Origin of the sequence: Microterricola viridarii (genome assembly GCF_900104895.1) — a bacterium.
Lineage (GTDB): Bacteria > Actinomycetota > Actinomycetes > Actinomycetales > Microbacteriaceae > Microterricola > Microterricola viridarii.
Genome location: NZ_LT629742.1, coordinates 755,163 through 780,539, shown reverse-complemented (window position 1 = coordinate 780,539; position 25,377 = coordinate 755,163). Strand labels below are relative to the sequence as shown.

The 25,377-nt window shown below is 71.1% G+C and carries 20 protein-coding genes; 11 read left to right on the top strand and 9 right to left on the bottom strand.

The window, feature by feature from the left end; genetic code table 11:
- Positions 1–94 precede the first annotated feature (94 nt).
- On the bottom strand, positions 95–1,165 hold the full coding sequence (locus tag BLT62_RS03605) for an NAD(P)-binding domain-containing protein (RefSeq protein WP_156786227.1): 1,071 nt from the start codon (positions 1,163–1,165) through the stop codon (positions 95–97).
- Between the two features lie 146 nt (positions 1,166–1,311).
- Here BLT62_RS03605 and BLT62_RS03600 point away from each other — a divergent pair, with 146 nt between their 5' ends.
- Positions 1,312–1,536, top strand: coding sequence for a DUF3073 domain-containing protein (locus tag BLT62_RS03600; protein WP_083362832.1), 225 nt, complete (start codon positions 1,312–1,314; stop codon positions 1,534–1,536).
- Positions 1,537–1,700: 164 nt separating this feature from the next.
- On the opposite strand, the gene purM is transcribed toward BLT62_RS03600, so the two are convergent.
- Positions 1,701–2,804, bottom strand: a complete 1,104-nt coding sequence (gene purM, locus BLT62_RS03595; protein ID WP_083362831.1) for a phosphoribosylformylglycinamidine cyclo-ligase — start codon at positions 2,802–2,804, stop codon at positions 1,701–1,703.
- 132 nt (positions 2,805–2,936) lie between these two features.
- Here purM and BLT62_RS03590 point away from each other — a divergent pair, with 132 nt between their 5' ends.
- A complete protein-coding gene (locus BLT62_RS03590; protein WP_083362830.1) occupies positions 2,937–3,668 on the top strand; it encodes a hypothetical protein in 732 nt (243 codons plus the stop codon).
- Between the two features lie 191 nt (positions 3,669–3,859).
- Here BLT62_RS03590 and purF read toward each other — a convergent pair whose 3' ends face one another.
- From purF to BLT62_RS03575, 3 genes are all read right to left on the bottom strand, one after another.
- Positions 3,860–5,419 carry an amidophosphoribosyltransferase gene (purF, locus tag BLT62_RS03585; protein ID WP_083362829.1) on the bottom strand — a complete coding sequence of 520 codons (1,560 nt, stop codon included), beginning with the start codon at positions 5,417–5,419 and terminating at the stop codon, positions 3,860–3,862.
- A gap of 11 nt (positions 5,420–5,430) precedes the next feature.
- Entirely contained in the window at positions 5,431–5,814 is a 384-nt protein-coding gene (locus BLT62_RS03580) for a hypothetical protein (protein WP_133161146.1), read from the bottom strand.
- 125 nt (positions 5,815–5,939) lie between these two features.
- Positions 5,940–10,451 carry an HtaA domain-containing protein gene (locus tag BLT62_RS03575; protein WP_083362827.1) on the bottom strand — a complete coding sequence of 1,504 codons (4,512 nt, stop codon included), beginning with the start codon at positions 10,449–10,451 and terminating at the stop codon, positions 5,940–5,942.
- Between the two features lie 164 nt (positions 10,452–10,615).
- Between BLT62_RS03575 and BLT62_RS03570 the strand changes: the two genes are divergently transcribed.
- From BLT62_RS03570 to BLT62_RS03560, 3 genes are read left to right on the top strand one after another with little or no spacing between them, the layout of a single operon-like run.
- Positions 10,616–11,776, top strand: a complete 1,161-nt coding sequence (locus tag BLT62_RS03570) for a heme/hemin ABC transporter substrate-binding protein (RefSeq protein WP_083362826.1) — start codon at positions 10,616–10,618, stop codon at positions 11,774–11,776.
- The gene (locus BLT62_RS03565; protein ID WP_083362825.1) at positions 11,769–12,887 is read left to right on the top strand and encodes a FecCD family ABC transporter permease; all 1,119 of its coding nucleotides are present in this window, start codon (positions 11,769–11,771) and stop codon (positions 12,885–12,887) included. Before BLT62_RS03570 ends, BLT62_RS03565 begins: the two co-directional genes overlap by 8 nt.
- The gene (locus tag BLT62_RS03560) at positions 12,884–13,702 is read left to right on the top strand and encodes a heme ABC transporter ATP-binding protein (protein WP_083362824.1); all 819 of its coding nucleotides are present in this window, start codon (positions 12,884–12,886) and stop codon (positions 13,700–13,702) included. The genes BLT62_RS03565 and BLT62_RS03560 overlap by 4 nt, the downstream gene beginning before the upstream one ends.
- Before the next feature lie 141 nt (positions 13,703–13,843).
- Here BLT62_RS03560 and BLT62_RS03555 read toward each other — a convergent pair whose 3' ends face one another.
- Entirely contained in the window at positions 13,844–14,206 is a 363-nt protein-coding gene (locus BLT62_RS03555) for a sterol carrier family protein (protein WP_083362823.1), read from the bottom strand.
- Between the two features lie 272 nt (positions 14,207–14,478).
- Here BLT62_RS03555 and purD point away from each other — a divergent pair, with 272 nt between their 5' ends.
- Positions 14,479–15,783 (top strand): phosphoribosylamine--glycine ligase, encoded by a 1,305-nt coding sequence (gene purD / locus BLT62_RS03550; protein ID WP_083362822.1) that lies wholly within the window; start codon positions 14,479–14,481, stop codon positions 15,781–15,783.
- An 84-nt stretch (positions 15,784–15,867) separates the two neighbouring features.
- On the opposite strand, the gene BLT62_RS03545 is transcribed toward purD, so the two are convergent.
- Positions 15,868–17,805 (bottom strand): glycoside hydrolase family 5 protein, encoded by a 1,938-nt coding sequence (locus BLT62_RS03545; protein ID WP_083362821.1) that lies wholly within the window; start codon positions 17,803–17,805, stop codon positions 15,868–15,870.
- A 175-nt stretch (positions 17,806–17,980) separates the two neighbouring features.
- Positions 17,981–18,688 carry an MgtC/SapB family protein gene (locus BLT62_RS03540; RefSeq protein ID WP_083362820.1) on the bottom strand — a complete coding sequence of 236 codons (708 nt, stop codon included), beginning with the start codon at positions 18,686–18,688 and terminating at the stop codon, positions 17,981–17,983.
- Between the two features lie 147 nt (positions 18,689–18,835).
- Here BLT62_RS03540 and BLT62_RS03535 point away from each other — a divergent pair, with 147 nt between their 5' ends.
- A complete protein-coding gene (locus BLT62_RS03535) occupies positions 18,836–19,786 on the top strand; it encodes a phosphoribosylaminoimidazolesuccinocarboxamide synthase (RefSeq protein ID WP_083362819.1) in 951 nt (316 codons plus the stop codon).
- Between the two features lie 559 nt (positions 19,787–20,345).
- The gene (locus BLT62_RS03530; RefSeq protein WP_083362818.1) at positions 20,346–21,230 is read left to right on the top strand and encodes a VOC family protein; all 885 of its coding nucleotides are present in this window, start codon (positions 20,346–20,348) and stop codon (positions 21,228–21,230) included.
- Here the strand turns inward: BLT62_RS03530 and BLT62_RS03525 are convergent.
- Positions 21,227–21,865, bottom strand: a complete 639-nt coding sequence (locus BLT62_RS03525) for a TetR/AcrR family transcriptional regulator (protein ID WP_083362817.1) — start codon at positions 21,863–21,865, stop codon at positions 21,227–21,229. The genes BLT62_RS03530 and BLT62_RS03525 overlap by 4 nt on opposite strands.
- Positions 21,866–22,027: 162 nt before the next feature.
- Between BLT62_RS03525 and BLT62_RS03520 the strand changes: the two genes are divergently transcribed.
- Genes BLT62_RS03520 through BLT62_RS03510 form a run of 3 tightly spaced genes read left to right on the top strand, consistent with a single transcriptional unit; the run spans position 22,028 to position 25,349 of the window.
- A complete protein-coding gene (locus tag BLT62_RS03520) occupies positions 22,028–22,882 on the top strand; it encodes a tryptophan 2,3-dioxygenase (protein ID WP_083362816.1) in 855 nt (284 codons plus the stop codon).
- A gap of 14 nt (positions 22,883–22,896) precedes the next feature.
- Entirely contained in the window at positions 22,897–23,967 is a 1,071-nt protein-coding gene (locus BLT62_RS03515) for an amidohydrolase family protein (RefSeq protein ID WP_156786226.1), read from the top strand.
- Positions 23,964–25,349, top strand: coding sequence for a kynureninase (locus BLT62_RS03510; protein WP_083362814.1), 1,386 nt, complete (start codon positions 23,964–23,966; stop codon positions 25,347–25,349). The genes BLT62_RS03515 and BLT62_RS03510 overlap by 4 nt, the downstream gene beginning before the upstream one ends.
- The last annotated feature ends 28 nt before the right edge of the window (positions 25,350–25,377 follow it).

Here is a 25,377-nt window from a genome sequence, read left to right as displayed (position 1 = left end):
CGCTACTCGACCAGCGGGTTTGGGCGGTGGCCGCCTGTTGGCTTCAGTCGCACGCTCCCTCGAGCCAACGGGGAGCGTGAGCCAACGGGAACGGCTAGAGCAGCGCCATGATCTGGCGGGCGATCGTGCGGCCCGCCCTGCTGGCGCCGATCGTGGACGCCTGCGGGCCGTAGCCGGCGAGGAAGATGCGCGGGTCGGTCCACGAGGCCCCGGAGCCCACGGTCACGCCGCCCGCGGCCTCGCGCAGCTTCAGCGGCGCGAGGTGACGCAGCTCCGGCCGGAAGCCCGTCGCCCAGATGATCGCGTCGGCCGGGACGACGCTGCCGTCGGCCCAGCGGGCGCCGCCGGGCTCGAGCACGCTGAACATCGGCTTGGCCACGAGCAGGCCGCGGTGGATGCCGGCCGCGATGCGCCGGGTCTTGGGCACGCCGGTGCCGCTGACGATGCTCGGCAGCGCCTGCCCCGCCCGCGCCGCCCTGTCTTGCGCGGCGACCGCCTCGGCCGCCCCCTCCACGTCGAGCTGCTCGCTGTCGAGCCAGTCGATCGGCCGGCGCGCCACCCAGGTGAGGCCGGACGCCACACCCTCCAGCTCGAGCATGAATCCGATCGCCGAGGTGCCGCCGCCGACGACGATGACGTTCTTGTCGCGGAAGTCCTCGGCCGAGACGTAGTCCGCGGTGTGCAGATGGCGCCCGGCGAAATCCATCACCCCCGGGTAGTGCGGGATGAATGGGGCACCCCAGGTGCCCGTCGCGTTCACGACGAAGCGCGTGCCGATGGAGCCCCTGTCGGTGTGCACCACTAGGTCCGCCCCGCTGTTCACGACCGAGCGCACGGTGACGGGCCGCTCGACGTGCAGCTGGAAGTGCTCCTCGTAGCGCCGGTAGTAGTCGGCGACGATATCGCGGGCCGGCACGTCCCGCGCGGCGGTGTCGAAGCTCAGGTCGAGCTCGGCCATCCCGGGCAGATCGTGAACACGGTGGGCGGAGCCGAGCCGCAGGCTTGGCCACCGGTGCTGCCAGGCGCCGCCGGCGTCTGGCCCCCGGTCCAGGACCACGAAGTCCTGCCCGGCCACCAAATCGAAGCGGCGCAGGTAGTAGGAAACGGCCAGCCCGGCCTGCCCAGATCCGATGACAACGACCGGCACATCACGGTCGAATCTCATCAAACCTCGTCCCATTCTCTGTCTCTGAAGCGGCCACCGGCACTGTGCACCCTACATGCTAAACTGGCAGTTAGTTTTCATACTTTTTATCGGTAAATCCCGGGCGCATCATTAGCAACCGGCCTGTCATCGTAAGGGGGTCTCGCATGGGGCGCGGCCGTCAAAAAGCAAAGCACACCAAGGTAGCCCGTGAGCTGAAGTACTTCAGCCCCGACACCAACTACGGTGCTCTCGAACGCGAACTCACGCATAGTGGTGATGTTCGACCTGGTGGGGATCGTCTCGACGAAGACCTCGCCAAGTGGCCTGAGTATGAGGCCACACCGTACGAGGACACCTACGCGACCGAAGACGAGCAGAAGCGCGCTTAGTCTTTTCTCCGCACTGGATGCCGTGAGCTCAGCGTTTCAACGCTGAGCTCACGGCTTTTCGCATGCCATTTTTCGGGCTGCCACGGGCCGCGCACAGAAAGAACCCGCCGGCCACGGTGTGACCGACGGGTTCGTCTGGGGCGGGCTCTTCTGGAGCGAGCTGACTAGGCGGCGTAGCTGCCGACCAGGCGCACGGCGCCGCCGTCGACGCCCTTGGCGCCCTGCTCGAAACCGGTGAAGTCACGCGGCGTCGTCGAGACACGGCCGGCGACCCAGGAGTGGATGCCCTCGGACTCGAGCTTGGCGATGACGCTGGAGGCGGAATCCGCGGCCACGACGGCGAACATGCCGATGCCGAGGTTCCAGGTGCCCTCGGCGCTCTCCAGGCTGGTGCCGGCGAGGTCGCTCAGCACGCGGAACACGCTGTTCGGCGACCAGCTGGCGCGGTCCACCTCGACCCAGGAGCCGACCGGCAGCACGCGGGCGAGGTTGGCGGCGATGCCACCGCCGGTGACGTGGCTGAGGGAGTGCACGCTGCCGGCGAGGGCCGGGTCTTCGAGCACGCTGACGAGCGGGCCGGTGTAGAGGCGGGTCGGCTCGAGGAGCACCTCGCCGACGACGCCGCCGAACTCGTTGGAGTGGTCGGTGTAGCCGATCTTGTTCTGGGCGAGGATGTGGCGCACCAGCGAGAAGCCGTTGGAGTGGATGCCGGAGGAGGCCATGGCGATGACGACGTCGCCGTGCTGCACCCGGTCGGCGCCGAGCACGGCGTCACCCTCGACGACGCCGACGGCGGCGCCGGCCACGTCGTAGTCGTCCGGGCCGAGGAGGCCGGGGTGCTCGGCGGTCTCGCCGCCGACGAGCGCGGTGCCGGTGGCGGAGCAGGCCTTGGCAATGCCCTCGACGATCGAGGCGATGCGGGCGGGGACGACCTTGCCGCAGGCGATGTAGTCGGTCATGAAGATGGGCTTGGCACCCACCACGATGATGTCGTCGACGACCATGCCGACCAGGTCCTGGCCGATGGTGTCGTGCTTGTCGAGGGCCTGCGCGATGGCGACCTTGGTGCCGACGCCGTCGGTCGAGGTGGCCAGCAGGGGCCGCTTGTACGCGGTGAGGAATGACACGTCGAAGAGGCCGGCGAAGCCGCCGACACCACCCAGGACGTTCGGGCCGTGCGTCTTGGAGACGGCCGCCTTCATGAGTTCGACCGCAAGGTCGCCGGCTGCTGTGTCGACGCCTGCTGCGGCGTAAGAATTCTCGGTCACCCTTATAGGGTACCGGGCGCGCGGGCGCCAGATTTCGACGGCGCCGCCCCGGCTTCACCCTGCCCCGACAATCCCCGGAAATCCACGGAAATCTCCGGAGCCGGGCGCGGGCGCGCGGGCTACACTGACCCTATGTGGGGCTCCGGCGCGGCATGGTGGTCGGTTCGTGAAGAGGCGAACCGTCAGGTGTTGCTCGCCCTCTACCTGCGCGACCGCATCGGCATCGAAGCCCCGGTGGAGCTGCCCCGGCTGCAGGGCGTGATCGGGGTCTCCGACGGAACCGCGTTGCGTGAGCTGCGCCACCCGCTGCACCACGCGCTGCTCAGGCAGCCCCAGCACTCAGCGCTCACTCCCCCGCCCGCCGACGCCCAGCCGGCCGCGCCGCTGCCCTTCGAGCTGATCCCGGAGCCAGAGCGCAGCCAGCTTGAGACGCAGTGGCTGCTGTGGTGGGCGAGCACCGTCGAGCCCGAGCGCTATCCGTCACCGATCCCGCTGGAGCTGGCACCGGGTTTCGGCGACCTGGTCGCCCTCCCCGTGCGGGGCGCCGAGCTGCTGCTCGAGGCGATCACCCCGTACGCCGAGGCGGCGGTGGCGTGGTCGGATGCCGCGGCGCGACGATTCGCCGACTACCAGCACGAACCGCGCGGCTCGCTGAAGCTCGCCTACGCGGGGTTGATCGCCGAGAACGAGCGGGTGCACGGCCGGCGGGCGCGCGTGTTCGAGCTCACCGTGCAGCTGCTGCCGCTTGCGGCATCCGGTGCCTGGTGGATCGGGCGCACGAGCGTCGCCATCACCGACACGCTGCGCACCGACCCGACCGGGTTCACCGACGCGCTGCGGCCCATCATCGCCGAGCTCGCCTGATCGCTCTCCGGCCGGCAGAGCCGCCTCCCCCGTCGGCTGAGCGAGGAACGAGCGAAGCCCTGAGCGGCTTCGCGAAACGATCTCTCACGCCGGAAACCGGGCTTCAGTCGCTGGCGCTCCTTCAGCCGACGTGATGTGGCGCTCCTTCAGCCGACGTGATGGGGCGCTCCTTCAGCCGACGTGAAGGACTACTATTCCTGGCGGCCGGGGTCGCCGATGACGAGGGGCATGCCCACCTCGAGCACGCTCTCGAACTCGGCATCCGGGCCCGGCTCGCAGCCGTTCGAGGCGACGGGGCGCTCGAGCAGGTTCTTGCCGAGGTGCTGCGACTGGGGCAGCGGGATCGGGTACTTGCCGGTGAAGCAGGCGGTGCAGAGGCGCTCGCGCGGCTGCTCGGTGGCCTCGATCATGCCGTCCTCGGAGAGGTAGCCGAGCGAGTCGGCGCCGATCGACTGGCGCACCTCGTCGACGCCGAGGCCGGAGGCGACGAGCTCGGCCTTGGTGGCGAAGTCGATTCCGTAGAAGCAGGGCCAGGTGATGGGCGGGCTGGAGATGCGCACGTGCACCTCGGCGGCGCCGGCCTCGCGCAGCATCGAGACGAGGGCGCGCTGCGTGTTGCCGCGCACGATCGAGTCGTCCACCACGATGAGGCGCTTGCCCTTGATGACCTCTTTCAGCGGGTTCAGCTTGAGCTTGATGCCGCGCTGGCGAATGGTCTGCGACGGCTGGATGAAGGTGCGGCCGACGTAGGAGTTCTTGACCAGGCCCTGGCCGAACGGGATGCCGCTGGCCTGGGCGTAGCCGATGGCGGCGGGGGTACCCGACTCGGGGGTGGGGATGACGAGGTCGGCCTCGACGGGGTGCTCCGCGGCGAGGCGGCGGCCCATCTCGACGCGGGCCTCGTGCACGCCGCGGCCGGCGATCGCGGTGTCGGGGCGCGCCAGGTAGACGTACTCGAACACGCATCCGGCCGGCTTGGACTCGGCGAAGCGCTGCGAGCGCAGGCCGTCCTCGTCGATGGTGATCAGCTCGCCCGGCTCCACCTCGCGCACGAAGGCGGCGCCGACGATGTCGAGGGCGGCGGTCTCGGATGCCACGACCCAGCCGCGGTCGAGACGGCCGAGCACCAGCGGGCGCACGCCCTGCGGGTCGCGGGCGGCGTAGAGGGTGTGCTCGTCCATGAAGACGAGGCAGTAGGCGCCGCGCAGGCGCGGCAGCACCTCGAGGGCGGTCTGCTCGAGCGTGTGGTTCGTGTCGCCGGTCAGCAGCGCGGTGACGACGGCGGTGTCGGTCGTGTTGCCGCGGCGCAGCTCGCCATCCGTCTCCGGGTAGCGCTCGTGCACCAGTTCGAGCAGCTCGGCCGTGTTGGTGAGGTTGCCGTTGTGGCCGAGGGCGACGGTGCCGGTCGAGGTGCGGCCGAGCGTCGGCTGCGCGTTCTGCCAGCTGGAGGACCCGGTGGTCGAGTAGCGCGTGTGCCCGACGGCGATGTGGCCGGTGAGGGTGTTCAGCGCGGTCTCGTTGAAGACCTGCGAGACAAGGCCCATGTCCTTGTAGATGAGGATCTTGCTGCCATCGCTGGTCGCGATGCCGGCTGACTCCTGGCCGCGGTGTTGCAGCGCGTAGAGCCCGAAGTAGCTGAGCTTGGCCACCTCCTCGCCGGGAGCCCAGACGCCGAAGACACCGCAGGCATCCTGTGGTCCCTTCTCGCCGGGGAGCAGATCATGGTTGAGAAGTCCGTCGCCGCTGGCCAAGTCGAGGCCCCTTACTGTGAGTTGTCGCCCGAGTGCGCGTCAATTCTATCGGCCACGACAGTGACGGATCGACGGGCAGCGCGGCGGTCGAGAATCAGGGCGGTCAGTGCGCCCAGGCCGAGGCCCACCGCACCGCAGAAGAGCAGCAGGAAACCGAAGACCTGACCGCGGTCGTAGTCGTCGTTCTCGGGGAAGATCATGGTGAGGATCAGCGCGGCCACGACGCCGACGCCGACGCCGATCGCGAGGAACCGGGTGACCTTGGGGGCGCGGCGCACGCGCAGCGTCTCGTGCGCGACGACGGTCTCCACCGGCTCGTGCGGCACAGGCGCACCCTGAGCCGGCTCGGTCTCGGGCCGGGGCTGGACGGGTTCTGACGCGGCGGTTTCACTCACACTTCTATTGTCGCGCACCATTCTGTGTGCGGGCGCACCCGGCGAGAGCGGGGGGCCAGATCCCGGGCACACGAACGGGGCCCCCACCGATCTCGGTGAGGGCCCCGCATCATGCAATCGCCGTGTTACTCGGCCGAGGCGTCAGCCCCCGCTCGACGCCGCTTGGCCAGCAGCACCACGATCACAGCCAGGGCAGCGGCGAGCACCGCGGCCAGAACCCAGACGATCCAGCTGACGCCCTGCTCGGCGACGTCCGCGCTGATGGCGGTCACCGTCTTGTCGCTCGGGCCGGCCTCGCTCGACTCGGCCTCTGCGGCCACGACTGCGCAGTCGGCGGTCGGCAGCGTGAAGCTGATCGGGTCGAGGGCGTCCCCGGCGGGGTAGGTGCCGAAGGCTGCGGCCCCGGCATCCGTCAGCACGGCCTCGATGTCGGTGCCGGTGATACCGGCCTCCGTCACCTCGAGGCTGCCGGCGCCGAGCGTCAGCTGGCCGAAGCGCAATGCCTGGCCGTCGATCGGCTCGCCCTGCTGGGTGGTGCCGGTGACGTCGAGCACGAGGTAGCCCTCGGTCTCGCTGACCAGCTCGATGCGCGGGTTGGCGACGGTGGTGTCCAGTGCGCCGTCGTGGCCCGTGAACCGGATGCTGCCGAGGTAGGACACGAGCCCTGCGCCGCTCTTCTGGTCGATGCTGCCGGTGCCGTCTGCCCAGTGGAACAGTCCGTCGGCCTCGGTGGTGCCGCCGGCGAGCTCCCAGCCGCCGTTGGCGATGCCGCTGCTGATGTAGGCGAGGAAGCTCTGCTTGAAGCCCCAGTCCAGCGTCGCGCCCTCGACCGGGCAGAAGCCGACCACGGCGCGCTCGGGGATCGTGATGACGACACCCTTGCTGATCGAGCCCTGCACGGTGAGCGTGTGCTCGCCGGTCAGCGTGGCCGGCAGCGTGCCGCTCCAGCGCACGACGCCGTTGGCGTCGGCGGTGAGGTTCTCGGCCAGAACGGTCGGCGTCGAGTAGATCACGACGCGGATGCCGGTCTCGTTGGGCTGGAAGCCGTCGGCCTCGAAGGAGATCTGGCCGCCGGCTGCGATCGAGCCGAGCACCTCCGGTGTGAGCGTGATGCCGGTGGTGGCCGGCGGGCTGGCCGGGACGGCGCCCTGGGCGGGCGTGTTGACGGATGCCGTGGCGATCGTCCCGGTGGTGCCGGACGGCGCTGCGGCTGCGGCGCCGATGGTCACGGTCATCGGGTCGAGGACCTCACCAGCGCTGTAGTAGCCCTGGAAGGCGCTCGCGCCGGCGGCGGTCAGCGTGACCGGGGCACCGCTGAAGACGGTCGCACCGTTCAGGCTGGAGCGCGCTGCCGAGCCCAGGTTGACCGTGGCGAAGTCGACGCGGCCGCCGTTCACGGAGAGCGAGAGCAGTGCGCTGGTGGCGCTCGTCACGCTGAGCGTCGGGTTGGCGAAGGTCAGGTCGAGGATGCCGCCGTGCCCGGTGAAGCGCACGCTGCCGGCGTAGTCGGCCGTGCCCGTTCCGCTGCCCTGGTCGAAGCTTCCGCCGCTCTGGCCGAACTGGAACACGCCGCCGGAGGAGGTGGCGCCGCTGCCGACGCTGATCGAGCCCTTGGCGATGGGTCCGGTGATGTAGTTGCGGAAGACGCTTCCGAGTCCCCAGCTGAGCGATCCGCCCTGCACGGTCGGGGCGACAACGGGGGGAACGACGGGCGTCGTCGGCGGGGTGATCACCGGGGGCTTGACCGGCGGCAGCACGGAGCTCGTCACCTTCACGGTGCTCGCAGCAGAGCTGCTCGCGCCGAAACCGGCATCCGGCACGAAGCGCGCGGTCAGCGCGATGCTGCCCACGGTGCGCAGAACGGCGTCGGCCGAGGCCTGGCCGTCGGCAACGCGCACCGCGGCGCCGAGCTGGCTGCCGTTGGCGGCGAAGATGACGCTGCCCTGGGCGCTGGCCGGCGTGACGGTGGCGCTCAGCTTGACGGAGCCGCCGACGACGACGGTGTCCTTGTCGACGCTGAGGGCCGTGCGGGTGCCGACGGTCTCGACCGGCTCAGTTGCGCCGGTGCTGAAGGCGACGGTGATCGGGTCGATCACGGTTCCGGCGGGGTAGTTGCCCAGGAAGGCGACTGCTCCGGCCTCGCTGAGGGTCACGGGGGCGTCGACGAAGAGGGTCTTGTCCTTGTCGGTGCTGGTGCCGGCAGCCGCCAGGTTGACGGTTGCGAAGTCGACGCGGGTGCCGTTGACGACGACGCGGAGCGTTGCCGTCGTCTTGCTGTCGAGGCGCAGCGTCGGGGAGCCGATGGTCACGTCGAGCGCACCGTGATGGCCGGTGAAGCGCACGGCGCCGCTGTAGTCCGCGGCGCCCTTGCCTGCCTGCAGGTCGACGGTGCCGCCGGTCTGCGCGAACAGGTAGCCGCTGCCCGACGCGGAGGCGCCGTCGCTCAGCGCGACCTCGCCCTTCGCGATGGGCCCGGTGATGTAGTCACGGAACGCGCCGTAGATGCCCCAGGAGAGCTCACCGGTCTGGGCGGCCGGCGGGGTGACGGGCTTGGCCGCGACCGCCACCGAGACGGCGGCCGAGGTGCTGGTGAGGAAGAGCGCGTTCTTGGCGGGCGTGAAGACGGCGGTCAGCGAGGCTGTGCCGATCTTGGCGAGCTTCAGCGATGCGGTCGCGGTGCCGCCGGTGACGGCGACATCCTTCGCCACGACGGTGGAGCCGTTGAGGAAGCTGACGGTTCCGGATGCCGTGACCGGCGCGATCACGGCGGTGGCCGTGACGGTGGCGCCCTCGACGACGGCCGTCTTGTCGACGCTCAGCGTCGTCGTGGTCGCCTCTGCGCCCGGCTGCGGAGCCGGGAACAGTGCGTCCCACTGGCCGGACGTCGGGGTCACATCGGCACGAGCGTAGATGGTGTCGGCGTTCGGGAGCGAGTGCTGTCTCCAGACCAGCACCTCGTACTGCTTGCTGCGATCCAGCACTGCTGTCGGCGCGACGAGCTTCTTGTCGAAGACACCACCCACAACCGCTTCCGGCCAGTACTCCATCACGGCAAAGCCGGAATCGGCGGTCACCGACGACTCGGTGCCCTTCTCGATGATCGCCGCGTACACGGACTTCGTAACGCCGAAGTCGGAACCGACGAGGCGCACCGAGAGTCCGCTCGACGCCGACGCCGACGCGACAGATGCGGTGACGGCGGGGCCGACGACCTTCGGGGCGAAGCTCACAGCGACCTTCACGTCCTGGGTGCGGTTCTGCATCGCCGTGTGATCAGCGACCGTGTACACCGCGGTGCCCGAGGCACCCTTGTCGGTCACCAGGAACTCAGTCGTGAACGAACCGTCCTCCTCCAGCTTGACCTGGTTCGGAGACGCCGACGGGTTCGGCTTGATCAACTTCGCACCCGTCGTGCACTTCGACGCGAACGTGAAGTTCACATCCTCGACCGGAACGTCCGAGCACACGATCAGGTACATCGGCACGGCCGGGTCGTACCCGGTGCCCGTCACCGTCACCGTCTCACCCTCAGCGAGCAGACCCGTCGACTTCGACAGCGTCAGCACCGGCCCCTGCGGGACCGGCGGGGCAAAGCTCACAGCGACCTTCACGTCCTGGGTGCGGTTCTGCATCGCCGTGTGATCAGCGACCGTGTACACCGCGGTGCCGGAGGCACCCTTGTCGGTCACCAGGAACTCAGTCGTGAACGAACCGTCCTCCTCCAGCTTGACCTGGTTCGGAGACGCCGACGGGTTCGGCTTGATCAACTTCGCACCCGTCGTGCACTTCGACGCGAACGTGAAGTTCACATCCTCGACCGGAACGTCCGAGCACACGATCAGGTACATCGGCACGGCCGGGTCATACCCGGTGCCCGTCACCGTCACCGTCTCGCCCTCAGCGAGCAGACCCGTCGACTTCGACAGCGTCAGCACCGGGGCGACCACAGCAGGCGGCGCCGCGGCGTAGCTCACGACTGTTGCCGTGTTCTGGCTCTTGTCCATGAAGCCCTGGCCGTGCGCCTTGGAGGTGTACACGGCGTAACTCGGAACGGCGTCGCTCACCGCGGGAACGGTGACGGTGACCTCGAAGCTGCCGTCCGAGTTCATCGGCGCGGTCTTGCCGGCGTCGGAGGACCCGGCGATGTTCTCGATCGAAATCCAGACGGTCTCGGATGCCACCAGGCCCGGGCTGTAGAAGCCGTCGGACCCGGCGATGCCGACACCGAGGTAGACGCCGGGGGTGGCTGCGGCGAAGCCGGTGCCACGCACGACGACGGCGCCGCCATCGTGCGGCGCTTCGGAGAGCGTGACCACCGGGGTGGCTGCAACGGCCGGAGCCGGAGCGGGCGCCTCAGCGCTCAACGTGGAGACGGGAGCGTTCTGGACCGCGTCCCAGCTCTCGGGCGCCTCCTCTGCGGGCGCCTCCTCTGCACGGGACTCATCCGCCGGAGTTGCCGCGGCGGGGGGCTGCTCAGCCGGCGTCTGCTCGGGGAGCACCTGCTCGACGGCGGGCAGCGCCGTGTCCGCGAAGGCGGGTGCGGCGGTGGCCAGCGGGGCCCCGAGCGCGAGAACCGCGATTGTGAGTGTGGCTAGCCATCTCTGTGGGCGGGCACGATGCTGCTGCAGTGTCTTCACGACGCGGCTTCTCCAGGCAAGAAGGAGCCCACGTAGGGAACGGTCATCGTTCGCGTGGGCTGGATTGGTTTTTGACGCCGGAGCATGGTTAGCTAAGGCTTGCCTAACCGTAGTCAGATTCACAGGAGACTGTCAACTCTTAGGTTAGGCTAAGCTAAATTCTTATGAGCTCCCCCCTCTCTTCCCGTGCCGGACGGCGCCCGTTCCGGTTCGGAACCCCCGCGTTCATCGGTGCAACGCTGACCCTGCTGATGCTGACGGGGTGTGCCGGCCCCACCGCCGGCCCCGGCACCGCAGAGAGCGCGCAGCGTGAGTGCGTGGCATCCGAGATCCCGCTCACCGAGCTGGCCGTGCTCGACGCCCCGCGTGACTGGGTCGGGCCGTCGACCGCCTGCCTGGCCGACGCCGGGATCACCGCGATCGACTCCCCCGACGAGCCGCAGCTGCCCGTCACCGTCATCGATGACAAGGGCACCGAGGTCACCGTGACCGACGCGTCGCGCATCCTGGCCGTCGACGTCTCCGGCTCCCTCGCCGCCACCGTGTTCGGCCTCGGCCTGGGCGACCGCGTCGTCGGCCGCGACAGCTCCACGGGTTTCGCGGAGGCGGCCGGCCTCCCCCTCGTCACCACGGGCGGCCACCAGCTCTCGGCCGAGCCGATCCTCGGGCTCGCCCCGACCGTGATCCTCACCGACACGACGCTCGGCCCGCCCGCCGTCATCGAGCAGCTGCGCGATGCCGGCATCCCGGTCGTGATCACCACCTCCAAGCGCAACATCGACACGATCGGCACCGTCATCGAGCAGGTCGCCGCCGCCCTCGGGGTGCCGGATGCTGGCGAGCGCCTCACCGCGCAGCTGCACGCGGACCTCGCAGCGGTGCAGGCCGACGTCGAGGCGATCGCCCCGACCGACCCCGCCGAGCGCCCGCGCATGCTGTTCCTCTACCTGCGCGGCAGTGCCGGGGTCTACTACCTGTTCGGCGAGGAGTCCGGGGCCGACGCCCTGATCACGAGCATCGGCGGACGCGACGTCGCCGGGGAGATCGGCTGGCAGGGCATGCGCCCCGTCACCGCCGAGGCGCTCGTCGAGGCGGCGCCCGACCTTGTGCTGCTGATGACCAAGGGACTCGACTCTGTGAACGGCGTCGACGGGCTGCTGGAGAGCATCCCCGCGCTGGCCAGCACGCCGGCCGGGCAGAACCGGCGCTTCGTGGACATGAGCGACACCGAGATCCTGAGTTTCGGCCCGCGCACCCCGCAGGTGCTCGACGCCCTGGCCCGCGCCGTATACGCGCCGGAGCAGTCTGGCCCGATCGGTGAGTAGCGCCACGGTTTCGGAGGAGCAGCTCAGCCCGCCGGTTGAGCGCGTCGAGACCACGCCAGCAGCGAAGAAGGGCGCGCCCAGCGCGAAGCGGGCCGGCATCCTGTTCGCCGCCCTCTCGGTCGCGCTCGTCGTGGTGTTCCTGGTCTCCGCCGGCAGCGGGCAACTCTCGATCGCGCCCGGCGAGGTCATCGGCTCCGTGCTGCGGGCGATGGGCTTCGACGTCGGCCCCGCCGCGAGCCCGACGCACGACGTGGCGCTCTGGACGATCCGCTTCCCGCGGATCGTGCTCGCCCTGCTGATCGGTGCGGCCCTGGCGGCATCCGGAACCCTCATGCAGGCCGTGTTCTCCAACCCGCTCGCCGAGCCGAGCGTCGTCGGGGTGTCGGCCGGTGCCGCGCTCGGCGCCGCCACCGCGATCGTGTTCGGCTGGACCTTCCTCGGCGAGTGGAGCGTGGCCGCGGCCGCCTTCGTCGCCGGCCTCGCCACCACGCTGTTCGTCTACTTCGCCAGCCGCACCCGCGGCAAGACCGAGGTGGTGACCCTGGTGCTGACCGGCATCGCGATCAACGCCTTCGCGGGCTCGGCCCTCGCCCTGCTCACCTTCCTCGGCGACAGCGCCTCGCGCGAGCAGATCATCTTCTGGCAGCTCGGCAGCCTGAACGGCGCCCGCTGGGAGCAGATCGCGATCATCGCGCCGCTCGTGCTGATCGGCCTGATCATCGCCTTCGGCCTGGCTCGCACGCTCGACCTGTTCTCGCTCGGCGAGCGCGGCGCCCGCCACCTCGGCGTCAACGTCGAGTTCGTGCGCATCCTTGTCATCGTGGTCGTCGCCGTGCTCGTGTCGGCCGCCGTCGCCTTCGCCGGCATCATCGCCTTCGTCGGCCTCGTCATCCCGCACCTCATGCGCATGGTGCTCGGCCCGGCTCACCGTCCGCTGCTGATCGCCAGCGTGCTCGGCGGCGCACTGCTGATGGCCGGCGCCGACCTGGTCGCCCGCACCGCGGTGCCGATGGCCGACCTGCCGATCGGCATGCTCACCTCGCTCGTCGGCGGCCCGTTCTTCTTCTGGCTGCTGCGGCGCACCCGGCGCCGTTCGGGAGGCTGGGCATGAGCGACACCGCCACCTTCACCGCACCGACGGATGCCGCGGCGCCCGTCTCCGCGCGCCTGAACGCCACCGGACTCGGCGTGACCGTCGACGGCGCCCGCCTGCTGGACGGCGTCGACTTCACGGCCCGCCCCGGTGAGCTGCACGCACTGCTCGGCCCGAACGGCGCAGGCAAGTCGACGCTGCTCGGCGCCCTGGCAGGCGACGTGCGGCCGAGCGCCGGCGGCGTGAGCCTCGACGGCCGCCCGCTCGGCGACTGGAAGCTGCGCGAGCTGGCCCGCGAGCGGGCCGTGTTGCTGCAGCAACACGACGTGTACTTCCCGTTCACCGTGCGCCAGGTCGTCGAGATGGGCCGGTCGCCCTGGCAGGGCACCGCCGCGGAGGACGACGACGAGCGCCTCGTCGCGGAGGCCATGGCGCTCTGCGACATCGAGGCGCTGGCCGGGCGCACCGTGCCGTCGCTGTCCGGCGGCGAGCGTGCCCGGGCAGCCCTGGCGCGGGTGCTCGCGCAGGGCGCGTCGCTGCTGATGCTGGACGAGCCGACCGCCGCCCTCGACCTCAAGCACCAGGAGGACGTGCTGCGCCTGGTGCGGGAGCGCGCGACATCCGGCGCCACCGTGATCGTCGTCGTGCACGACCTCAGCCTGGCCGCCGCCTACGCCGACCGGGTGACGCTGCTGCAGCACGGCCGCGTCGTGGCCACGGGCACGCCCCGCGATGTGCTCACCGCCGAGCGCATCGGCGAGGTCTACGGCCAGGCGGTCGAGGTGTTCGAGCACCCGCGCACGGGGGCTCCGCTGATCGTCCCGCTGCGCTGACGCCGGCATCCCCCGTCGGCTGAGCGAGGAACGAGCGAAGCCCGTGCACGCCGCACACGGTGTGCGGCAGGAGCTTGGCTTCAGTCGCGGCCTCGTTCCTCGGCTGCTCCTTCGAGCCAGCGTGAGTTCCGAGCGGAGCGACTATTGCAGCAGCGGCAGCTGCTCGGCGAGGTCGGCGCGCTGACCGGAGGCGTGCACGGCCCCGGAGTCGAGCGCCTCGGCCCACGGACGCTCGCCCGTGGCGAGGGACAGCCAGGTGGCGGCATCCGTCTCGATCACGTTCGGCGGGGTGCCGCGGGTGTGCCGGGGGCCCTCGATGCACTGCACGGCGCCGAACGGCGGCACGCGCACCTCGAGGGTGTTGCCGGGGGCGAGCTCGGCGAGCAGCTGCAGGGTGTAGCGCACGGCGAGGGCGCGGATGTCGCGGCTGGCGCCCGTGGAATCGGCCCGCCAGGCGGCGACGGCCGCCCGGCCCTGTGCGTCGTCGATGCGTGCTCGTGCCATGGGTCAACGGTATCGCGCGGGGTGGGCTCCGGCGGGCTCAGCCGGCGGGCTCAGCCGGCGGGCGTGAGCGGCAACCGCCGTCGCGGCCCTCGTTTGCGCTCGCGGCCCTCGGTATGTCCGGGGCCGCGAGCCGAAACGAGGGCCGCGAGCGTGTGCGCTGCGGTCGCAGGCGCCCTCGAGCCAGCGTGGGGTTTCGACAGGCGCGAGCCGTGGGCGCGAGCCGTGGGCGCCGGCCGGGCGCGGGCGCATCCGGCATCCGGTAGCCTGAACCGGTGAGAATTCTGGTCCTTGGTTCCGGTGCCCGCGAGCACGCCATCATCACCGCCCTCCTGGCAGAGGAGACTCGTGGCGGCGACGCCCACGAGATCATCGCCGCGCCCGGCAATGCCGGGATCGCCGCGGATGCCGGTGCGGAAGGCGCCGGCTCGGTGAGCACCGTCGCCCTCGACGCCAACGACCCCGCCGCCGTCGCCGACTTCGCGATGGACAACAATGTGCAGCTCGTCGTCATCGGCCCGGAGGCCCCGCTCGTCGCCGGCGTCGCCGACGCCCTGCGCACCCGCGGCATCCCCGTCTTCGGCCCGGCGCAGGCCGCGGCCCAGCTCGAGGGCTCCAAGACCTTCGCCAAGCGCATCATGGACGAGGCCGGCGTTCCCACCGGCCGCGCCGTGCGCGCAGGCACCCTCGCCGAGGCCACCGCCGCCATCGACGAGTTCGGCTCGCCCTACGTGATCAAGGCCGACGGCCTGGCCGCAGGCAAGGGCGTGCTCGTCACCGAGGCCCGCGACGCCGCCATCAACCACGCCGCGCACTGGCTGGAGCACGGCAGCGTGCTGGTCGAGGAGTTCCTCGACGGCCAGGAGGTCTCCCTCTTCTTCCTCAGCGACGGCCACAACGTGCTGCCGCTCTCCCCCGCCCAGGACTACAAGCGCCTCGCCGACGGCGACGCCGGCCCCAACACCGGCGGCATGGGCGCGTACTCGCCGCTGCCCTGGCTCGACGCCGAGTTCGGCAGCGAGGCGGAGTTCGTCGCCGAGGTGCAGGCCACCATCGCGCTGCCCACCGTGCGCCAGCTGGCCACCGAGCAGACGCCGTTCATCGGCCTGCTCTACTGCGGCCTGATCCTGACCGCCCGCGGCATCCGCGTGATCGAGTTCAACGCCCGCTTCGGCGACCCGGAGACGCAGGTCGTGCTGCCCCGCCTCGTCACGCCGCTCTCCGGCCTGCTGTTCGACGCCGCGACCGGTGCCCTAGGCTCCCGCGAGAACCCCGAGTTCGCCGCCGACGTGGCCGTCACCGTGGTGCTGGCCAGCGAGAACTACCCGGAAACGCCCGCGACCGGTCGCGAGATCAGCGGGCTGGATGCCGCAGCGGCCGTGCCCGGCGTGCACATCGCCCACGCGGCGACCGCCTTCCGCGACGGCGCCCTGGTCTCGACCGGCGGCCGCGTGCTCAACGTCGTGGCGACCGCACCCGACTTCGCCGCCGCCCGCGCCCGCGCCTACGAGGCGCTCGCGCTGATCGGCCTCGAGGGGGCGCAGTTCCGCACGGACATCGCCGCCCGCGTCGCCGGCTAGGGGCACGCAGCACACACGAACTGAGGGCCGGACCGCCGCATGGCAGTCCGGCCCTCAGCCGTTTCGGCTGGCGTTGGCGTGCCGCTAGCTCAGCGGCTTGCAGAGCAGCGCGCTCGGCACGCCGCCGTTGTTCCAGCGGTAGGTGTACGCGACACCGGCGATGTACTCGTTGTTGTTGCACTGGCCCTTGAACTTGCCGGGCGCCCAGTCGCTCGCCCGTGAGCCGACACCGGCCGGGCGGTTGTCGGCCTTGTCGAACCACAGCGTGCGGCCCTGGCTGGCGGGCAGGGCGTCGCTGCTCTGCGTGCAGAGCAGCTTGGACGTCGCCCACTTGTTCGTCGTGGTGTTGTTCAGGCTGAGGCCGGTGGCGATCTGGCCGCTCGGGCACTGCAGCTTGCTGTATCCGCCCGCCCAGTCGTGCGTCACCGTGGACTCATTGCTCACCGCGGTGTACGCGTTGCCCAGGGCCGGCTGCGCGTTGTCGGTGCACAGCGCGCGGTTCGCGCTGCGCGAGACGCCGACCAGCCGCTCCGAGTCGGGGCAGCTGCCCTTCCACTTGCCGGTGTCCCAGTCGGGCTGGGTCTGCATGCGCAGCGAGGCGTTGGTGTCTGGCTGGTGGCTGTCGCTGCCGAGCATGTTCCAGCGGGCCTCGACGGCGACGGGGCCCGTCTTGCCGTTCGCGGTGACGAGCTTGCTCCACGCCGGGTAGCGCCAGTCATCCGCGATGCTGAACTTGGTGCCGCTGGCCGAGTAGCCGATCAGCGCGAACTTGTCGCTGAACACGCCCGCGTCGGTGGCGTGGGTGACGAGCGGCCAGACGGCGAAGTCGGTGTCGTTGGCGACGAACACGTCGATGAGGTTGCCCCACCAGGCGATCTCCTTGGGGTTGTCCTGGCCGGCGCCGGTGGTGCCGAACTCGCTCACCCAGACCGGGGCCGTGTAGTGCTGGCCCGTGGTCGTCACGAACAGCGACTCCGCCTTCAGCGCCGTGGAGAGCTCGGTGGCGGTCATGTCGCGGTAGCGCGGGTCGTGGGTCTCGCCCAGGCCGGTGGCCCCGGTGTGCTTCGGGCCGGTGAAGCCGTAGACGTGCGAGGAGTACACGAGCTTGTCGGGGAACAGGATCGTGTTCGACGTCGTCGCGACGGGGCGCAGGTTGGGCCGCTCGTGGAAGAAGCCGTCGAGCGGGATGCCCTGCCAGTTGATGCCCTCCATCACGATCAGCGTGTTCGGGTTCACCTTCTGGATGGCGATCGCCGCCAGCTGGTACGCCTTGTACAGGTCGTTGGCGTCGCCCATGCCCCAGTTGGGGTCGTCCGTGATGTCGCGGCGCACCTCGTTGCGGAGGTCCATGCCGACCACGCGCGGGTTGTCGGCGTAGCGCGCGGCCAGGAACGCCCAGTCGCTGACGAACTTGTCGAGGGTCTGGCTGCTGTGCGGCTTGGAGTTGCCGTCGTTCTCGCCGCAACACCAGCGCGAGGTCGTGCTGTGGTTGTTCAGGATGACGGCGAAGCCGTCGGCGGTGAGCGCGGCCACCGCCGCGTCGAAGATCTGCAGCGGTGTCTTGCCCTTTAGCTGCGGGTTCGCCAGCACGGCGGCATCCGGGACCGGCGCCGTCATGCCCAGCATCTCGTTGGAGAACGGCAGGCGGATGCTGTTGATGCCGACCGCGTGGAAGTCGGCCATGAGCGTGTTCAGCGGCACCCGGTCGAGCCCCAACGGGATGTCGTAGGTGAGCCCGTTGTTGTGGTTGGCCGGGTCGGACTTCGGCTGCGTGCCGTTCCAGTGCCCTTGGGCGCCGTCCCAGTTCGCCGACTTCAGCTTGAAGCGGTTGCCGTTGGCGTCGACGACGTAGCGGCCGCGGGTGCTGAGCGGGGCGGCCCAGGACGCGGAGAGCTCGGCCCCGGTGAGCACGGGGATCGGCGGGACGGGTGTCGGGGTCTCTGCGTACACGGGGGTGGCGATCGACACGGCCAAGGCGGCCGTCGCGATCGCGGTGATGAGCCGCACGGTGCGACGTTGCATTCTGCGAACCTCTCTGTTCGTCTTTCGCGCACCGCCGTGCGTCGAAGGACAACGCCGGTTCGGGTGCCTGACACCGCCAGAGTAGGGCCGCCCTGACTGAAATGTCAACGTAAACATCGAAATTGTGTCAACGTAAACATTTCTGGCGGCGGCGTGTGCTGCGGCGCGCGGCCGGCTAGTCCGAGTCCTCGTCGGCGAGCGCCACCGAGACGACGCCGCGGATGCCGGAGAGGTCCTGGAGCAGCTGCTGCTGCGCCCGGCGCCCCGCGCTGTCGAAGGTGAGCACCGCCTCGATCCGCTCGGCCCCGCTCGGCGTCTCGATGGCCTTCGTGCTCGTCAGCGAGGTGCGCAGCCCGAGCGAGGTCGCCGCGGCGAGGACCTCGCTCAGCACCTCCCGGCCGCCCTTGTACTGCACGACGACGGTGTCCTCGGGGACAGGGCGCAGGCGCCGGCCGAAGCGCGAGAGCAGCGTGGTCGTGAACAGGTGCATGACGGTGGCGGCGCTGGCGAGCACCGGCATGCCGGCGCCGCAGGCCATGCCGACGGCGGCCGTCATCCAGATCGACGCGGCGGTCGTCAGGCCGTTGACGACGTTCTGCCGCACGAAGATTACGCCCGCGCCGAGGAAGCCGATGCCGGAGACCACCTGTGCCGCGATGCGCGAGGGGTCGACGACCGCGTTCGGGTCGGTCACCTGGCTGAAGCCGTAGGCCGAGACGAGGGTGAACAGGGCCGAGCCGACGCCGACGAGCGTGTGCGTGCGCAGCCCGGTGCTCTTGCGATGCCAGAGCCGCTCGAGGCCGATCACGGCGGAGAGCACGAACGCCAGGCCGAGCAGCACCATCTCGGTGCCCAGCGTGTCGGTGAACCAGTTGATCGTCATGGACCGGGAGACCGCCCTTCTCGGTGGAAACGCAGGATGCACTCGGAAGAGTAGCGCCCATCCTGCCGCTCCCGCGCTCCCCCGCCAGCGACTCGGGCGCGTGCGGATGTCGTCGGGGCGTCCGCGGATGTGCGCGAGAATGGTTCCGTGACCAACGAGACCCAGCCCTCAGCATCGTCCGCCGTCGACCTCCCGGGCTGGACCCACGTGTACTCAGGCAAGGTGCGCGACCTCTACGTGCCGAGCGCGACGATGACCGACGACGACACCTGGACGGGCGACCCGCTCGCCGCCAGCCCCGAGGTGCTCGTTGTCGCCAGCGACCGGGTGAGCGCCTTCGACCACGTGCTCGAGCCCGGCATCCCCGGCAAGGGCGAGCTGCTCACCACCCTCAGCCTCTGGTGGTTCGACCAGCTGCGCGTGCCCAACCACCTCATCGCCGACCACGGCCTGGACGGCGCCAGCCGCATCCCCGCCGCCGTCGCCGGCCGCTCGATGCTGGTGCGCACCCTGGACATGTTCCCGGTCGAGTGCGTCGTCCGCGGTTACCTGACCGGCAGCGGCTGGAAGGAATACCAGACCTCGCAGACGGTGTGCGGCATCCCGCTGCCCGCCGGCCTGCAGAACGGCGACCGCCTGCCCGAGCCGATCTACACCCCGGCGTGGAAGGCCCCGATGGGCGAGCACGACGAGAACATCAGCTACGAGCGCACGGTCGAGCTGGTGGGCCCGGATGTCGCGGCCGAGCTCCGCGCGCTGTCGCTGCAGATCTTCGCCGACGCCTCCGCCATCGCCGAGGCGCACGGGCTGATCCTGGCCGACACCAAGTTCGAGTTCGGCGCCGACCGCGAGACCGGCGTGATCCGCCTCGGCGACGAGGTGCTCACGAGCGACTCCAGCCGCTACTGGGACGGCGAGGCGTACGCCGCCGGCACCACCCCGGAGGCGCGCATGGCCAGCTTCGACAAGCAGATCGTGCGCGACTGGCTCGCCGCCAACTGGGACCAGCAGGGCACCCCGCCCGAGCTTCCGGCCGAGATCGTCGAGCAGACGGCGGCCCGCTACCGCGAGCTGCTCGGGCGGCTGACTGCGCTCTAGCGGCCCGGGCCCGTCGCCCGCGCACCACGTGCGAGGTCTCGATACGCTCGTTCCTCGCTACTCGACCAACGGGTTCGCACGGGGCGAGGTTGGCTTCGGTCGCAAGCTCCCTCGAGCCAACGGGAGATTCACGCCGGCTGGAGGGGGCCGCGCCGCGACGAAGGAGCAGCGCAGCCCCCGAAGCCCCGGAGCCAACGGGACACCGTGCCACGTGCGAGGTCTCGATACGCTCGTTCCTCGCTACTCGACCAACGGATGCGGGCGGCCACCGCCGGTCGAGCGGGCCCGCCAATTCCGCACCGCTGGTCGAGTAGGCCCGCCAGGGCCGTATCGAGACCCGGTATCCGGCGGAAAACCGTTCCACGTGCGAGGTCTCGATACGCTCGTTCCTCGCTACTCGACCAACGGATGTGGGCGCTCCCTCGAGCCGACGGGAGATTCACGCCGGCTGGAGGGGGCCGCGCCGCGACGAAGGAGCAGCGCAGCCCCCGAAGCCCCGGAGCCAGCGGCGGAGGCAGCCTCGCGGAATATGGCGGCGGCGGCATCCGTTGCACACTGCATGACCGCACCAACTCCTGCACGTAGCGCCGCCGACCTGCTCGCCCCCGACACCGGGATGGGAGCGGTGACCCTCCGCGTCGGCAACCTCGACGCCATGATCGCGTACTACCGCGATGCGGTCACCCTGCAGCTGCTCAGCCACGAGGGCAGCGTCGCCGTGCTCGGCCGCGGCACCACCCCGATCGTCATCCTGCAGCACGCCCCCGAGCTCGCGAACCCCGAGCCGCGCGCCGCCGGGCTGTTCCACACCGCGATCCTGTTCGAGACCCAGGCCGCCCTCGCCGCCGCCGTCTACTCGGTCGCCAGCCGCCACCCGAACACCTTCACCGGCAGCGCCGACCACCTCGTCAGCGAGGCGTTCTACTTCAACGACCCGGAGGGCAACGGCATCGAGCTGTACTGGGACCGCAGCCGCACCGAGTGGAGCTGGACCCACGGCTCCATCGAGATGGCCACCCTCGCCCTCGACCCCAACGCCTACCTGCAGGCCCACCTCACCGAGGCCGGCGTGGCCGACCCCGTTGTCGGCGGCGCCGTCGTCGGGCACGTGCACCTCTCGGTCGGCGACGTGGCCAGCGCCCGCGATTTCTACGTGGACACGCTCGGCTTCGACTCCACCGCCGAGATGGGCGGCAGCGCCCTCTTCGTCTCGGCCGGCGGCTACCACCACCACATGGCCATGAACACGTGGAACAGCCGCGGCGCCGGCCGCCGCCAGCTGGCCCTCGGCCTCGGCCAGGTCGAGATCCTGGTGCCGGATGCCGACTCCCTCGGCGCCCTGGAGGAGCGGATGACGCACCACAAGGTGGGCGTGCGCAACGACGGTCAGACGCTCAGCTTCGACGACCCGTGGGCGAACGTCATCCGGGTGCGCACGGCCTAGCCGGCAGGTTCGCCCGGCAGCGGGTTGCGCACGTTCTCGGCGCGCAGCCCGTCCAGCACGATCCCCAGCTCGCGGCGCCAGCTGCGTGCCACGGCCGGTCCGCGGCCGCGCGACAGCCCGCCGAGCATCGTGATCAGGCGGGCCAGGTCGGCCACGTCGACGTCGGGACGCAGCTCGCCGGCCGCCTGCGCCCGGGCGATGAGCTCGGCCAGTGGCCGCTCCAGGGTGCCGCCCGGGCGGTAATCGGGCTCGGCCGCGCCCAGGTGCTCGATGATCGGGAGCAGACCAGGGTCCTCGATCAGCCAGGCGGCCAGCCGCTCCACGTAGCCCGCGAGGCCCTGCCAGGCGTTCGGGGCGGCGCGGGCATCGGATGCCGCGGCCTCCACCTCGGCGAGCGCCTGCTCGTAGAGCGCCCGCAGCAGTTCCGTGCGATTCGGGAAGTGCCGGTAGAGGGTCGCGATGCCGAGTTCCGCGCGCCGCGCGATCTCCTCGAGCGACGCCGCGCTGCCCTGCTCGGCCACGACGCGGCGCGCCTCCAGCAGCAGGCGGTCGTAGTTGCGCTGTGCGTCTTTACGCCGTCCCGGCGGTGCGCTGCCGGGACGGCGCGCGCGTGCGGCTCCGTCGGAAGAGCTCATGTTTCCAGCATACGCGCGTGCCGATTTCGATACCTAGGACGCTCTCCAGCCCAAGCGACCGCGCACCGGCCGGCGGCCGGTCACATTGCGCCGCGGCCCCGTTCGGCGGGAAAATACACAGAGCAGCCGCTGGGCTGCGAGACGTGTCGTGCGAGGAGAACTGTGTCGGTCGAGAAGAACACCCGTGATTTCGATCCCGGCATCGTGACCGACTTCAGCGAGCGGATGAGCTACGGCGGCTACCTGCAGCTGGACACCCTGCTCTCGGCCCAGCTGCCGGTGAGCACGCCGGAGCACCACGACGAGCTGCTCTTCATCGTGCAGCACCAGACCACCGAGCTCTGGCTCAAGCTCGTGCTGCACGAGCTGGCCAGCGCCCGCGACCTGCTCCGCGCCGACCAGCTCGCCCCCGCGCTCAAGCGCATCGCCCGGGTCAAGCACATCCAGCGCACGCTCACCGAGCAGTGGTCGGTGCTGGCCACCCTCACCCCCACCGAGTACGCCGAGTTCCGCGGCTTCCTCGGCAACTCCAGCGGCTTCCAGTCGTGGCAGTACCGCGCGGTCGAGTTCGTGCTCGGCAACAAGAACCGGCGCATGTTGAGCGTGTTCCAGGCGGATGCCGCGGCTTCCGCCCTGCTCAGCGAACTGCTCGAGGCGCCCAGCATCTACGACGAGTTCCTGCGCTACCTGCACCGGGCCGGGCATGCCGTGCCGGTATCCGTGCTGGAGCGCGACGTGACCGAGGCGTGGGTGCTCGACCCGGAGCTGGTGCCCGTGTTCACGAACATCTACGAGCATGCCAGCGAGAACTGGTCGGCGTACGAGGCGTGCGAGGAGTTCGTCGACCTGGAGGAGAACTTCCAGCTCTGGCGGTTCCGGCACCTGAAGACTGTGCAGCGCACCATCGGCATGAAGACCGGCACCGGCGGATCGACCGGCGCCGCGTTCCTGCAGAAGGCGCTGGAGCTCACCTTCTTCCCCGAGCTCTACGCGGTGCGCACCGAAATCGGCCGCTGACCGTGCGCCCGGCCGTGCTCCACCTCGGCGTGCAGCAGTGGTGGTCGGGCGGATGGCGCGGGCCGGCCGTGTTCGCACTGCGCGAATCCAAAAGGGGCCGTCTGCTGCATCCGCTGCCCGGCTCTGGCCGCGCCGCGGCGCCCGTCGATCTCGAGCTGCCCGGCACGCTGTTCCCGACCCTCACCGATCACCACGTGCACCTCGGCCTGGGCGAGCCGGAGCTGCTGCTGCCCGGCGGCATCACGAGCGTCACCGACCTCGGCTGGATCCCCGCCGACGCCGCCGCCTGGCTCGCCGCCGGCGCGGCCGCGGGCTCGACGCTGCCCGAGGTGCGCATCGCCGGCGCCTTCCTCAGCTGCGCGGGCGGCTACCCGAGCGCCTCCGGCTGGGCGCCGGCCGGCGCCACGGTCGAGCTCGCCGCCGACGCCGCCGAATCCGGGGCGGCAGCGGATGCCGTCGCCGCCCAGGCAGCAGCCGGCGCCAGCGTGATCAAGCTCATGTTCAACAGCGTCGCCGGGCCGGTCCCGGCCGACGCCGTGGCCTTCGCCGTCGTGGCAGCCGCCCGCGCGAACGGCCTCCCCGTCGTCGCGCACACCGAGGGCGCCGGGCAGGCCGAGCGGGCGCTGACCGCCGGGGTGTCCACCCTCGCCCACGCCCCATTCACCGAGCGGCTCGGCGACGCCCTGCTCGAGCGCATGGCCGGCGCCGGGCTGGCCTGGATCTCCACGCTCGACATCCACGGCTGGGGCGCGGAGACGCCCGAGCGCCTGACCGCCATCGACAACGTGCGCCGCTTCGCCGCGGCCGGCGGGCGCGTGCTGTACGGCACCGACCTCGGCAACGGTCCGCTGCCGAAGGGGGTGAACGAGCGCGAGCTGCTCGCCCTGGCCGCGGCCGGGCTGACCCCGGATGCCCTCGTCGCCAGCATCGCCGGCGGCGACCCCGCACCGCAGGCCGCGATCGGGCCGCGCCTGGCTTGGGTCCCCGGAACCCCGCCCACCACCGGCTACAGTTCTGACACCGCCCGCTGGCTCGCCGGAGCCCGCGGCACCACGACCGCCCAGCTCGAGGAGACCCTGCCATGACCCCGTTCCCGAAGCCGGGCCCCGGCCTGCACCGCGCCGCCGGCGCATCCGACTCACCGCTCAACGGCGCACCGGGCACCACGGCGGCGGGCACCGTCAGCGCAGGCAGTGTCAGCGCCGGCACCGACAGCACCGGCAGCGACGCCCTGCTCGCCTTTGCCCGGCAGGCGGATGCCGCAGACCCGCTCGCCCACTACCGCGCCCGCTTCGCCGGGGCCGACAGCGACCTGGTCTACTTCGACGGCAACTCGCTCGGGCGCCCGCCGGTTTCGGCGATCGAGCGGGTCGAGACCTTCCTCCGCGAGGAGTGGGCCGGCCGGCTGATCCGCGGCTGGGACGAGAACTGGCTGCGCCTGCCCTACGAGATCGGCGACCGGATCGGCGCCTCCGTGATCGGCGCGGCCGCTGGTCAGACCGTCATCGGCGATTCCACCACGGTGCTGCTGTACAAGCTCTCCCGCGCCGCTGTCGACGCCCAGGTGGCGCGCGACCCGGAGCGCACCGAGATCGTGCTCGACACCGACAACTTCCCGACCGACCGCTACGTGCTCGACGGCATCGCGAAGGAGCGCGGCCTCACCCTGCGCTGGATCGAGGTCGACACGAGCGCCGGCGTGACCGCCGAGCAGCTTTCCGGCGTCGTCGGCCCGAAGACGGCGCTCGTCGTGCTCTCGCACGTCGCCTACCGCTCCGCCCATCTGGCGGATGCCGCCGAGCTCACCCGCATCGCGCACGAGGCCGGCGCGCTCATCCTCTGGGACCTCTGCCACTCGGCCGGCGCGACCGCGGTGGAGGCGGACGCCTGGGGCTTCGACCTGGCCGTCGGCTGCACCTACAAGTACTTGAACGGCGGCCCGGGCTCCCCCGCCTTCGCCTACGTGCGAGAGGGGCTGCAGGGCGAGCTGTCCCAGCCGATCCAGGGCTGGTGGGGCACCAGCGACATGTTCGCGATGGGGCCCCGGTATGAGCCGGCGCCCGGCATGCAGCGCTTCGTCAGCGGCACCGCCTCCATCGTGGGCATGCTCGCGATGCAGGACACGCTGGAGATGATCGAGGAGGCGGGCATGGCCGCCATCCGCGCGAAGTCGGAGGCGCTGACGGCGTATGCGATCTGCCTGCACGAGGCGTGGCTGGCGCCGCTCGGCGCGACCCTGGCGACGCCGGCCGACCCGGCCGAGCGCGGCGGGCACGTCACCCTGCACCACCCCGCGATGCGCGAGGTGAACGCCCGGCTCTGGACGCAGGAAGTGATCCCCGACTACCGCGACCCGGGCGGCCTCCGCATCGGCCTGGCCCCGCTGTCGACGAGCTTCGACGAGGTCTACCGCGGCCTGGCCGCCGCCCGCGACACGCTCGTGGCGGTGCTCGCCGAGAAGCAGTAGGCGGCCAGCGCCGTCCGGGCCCGGCATC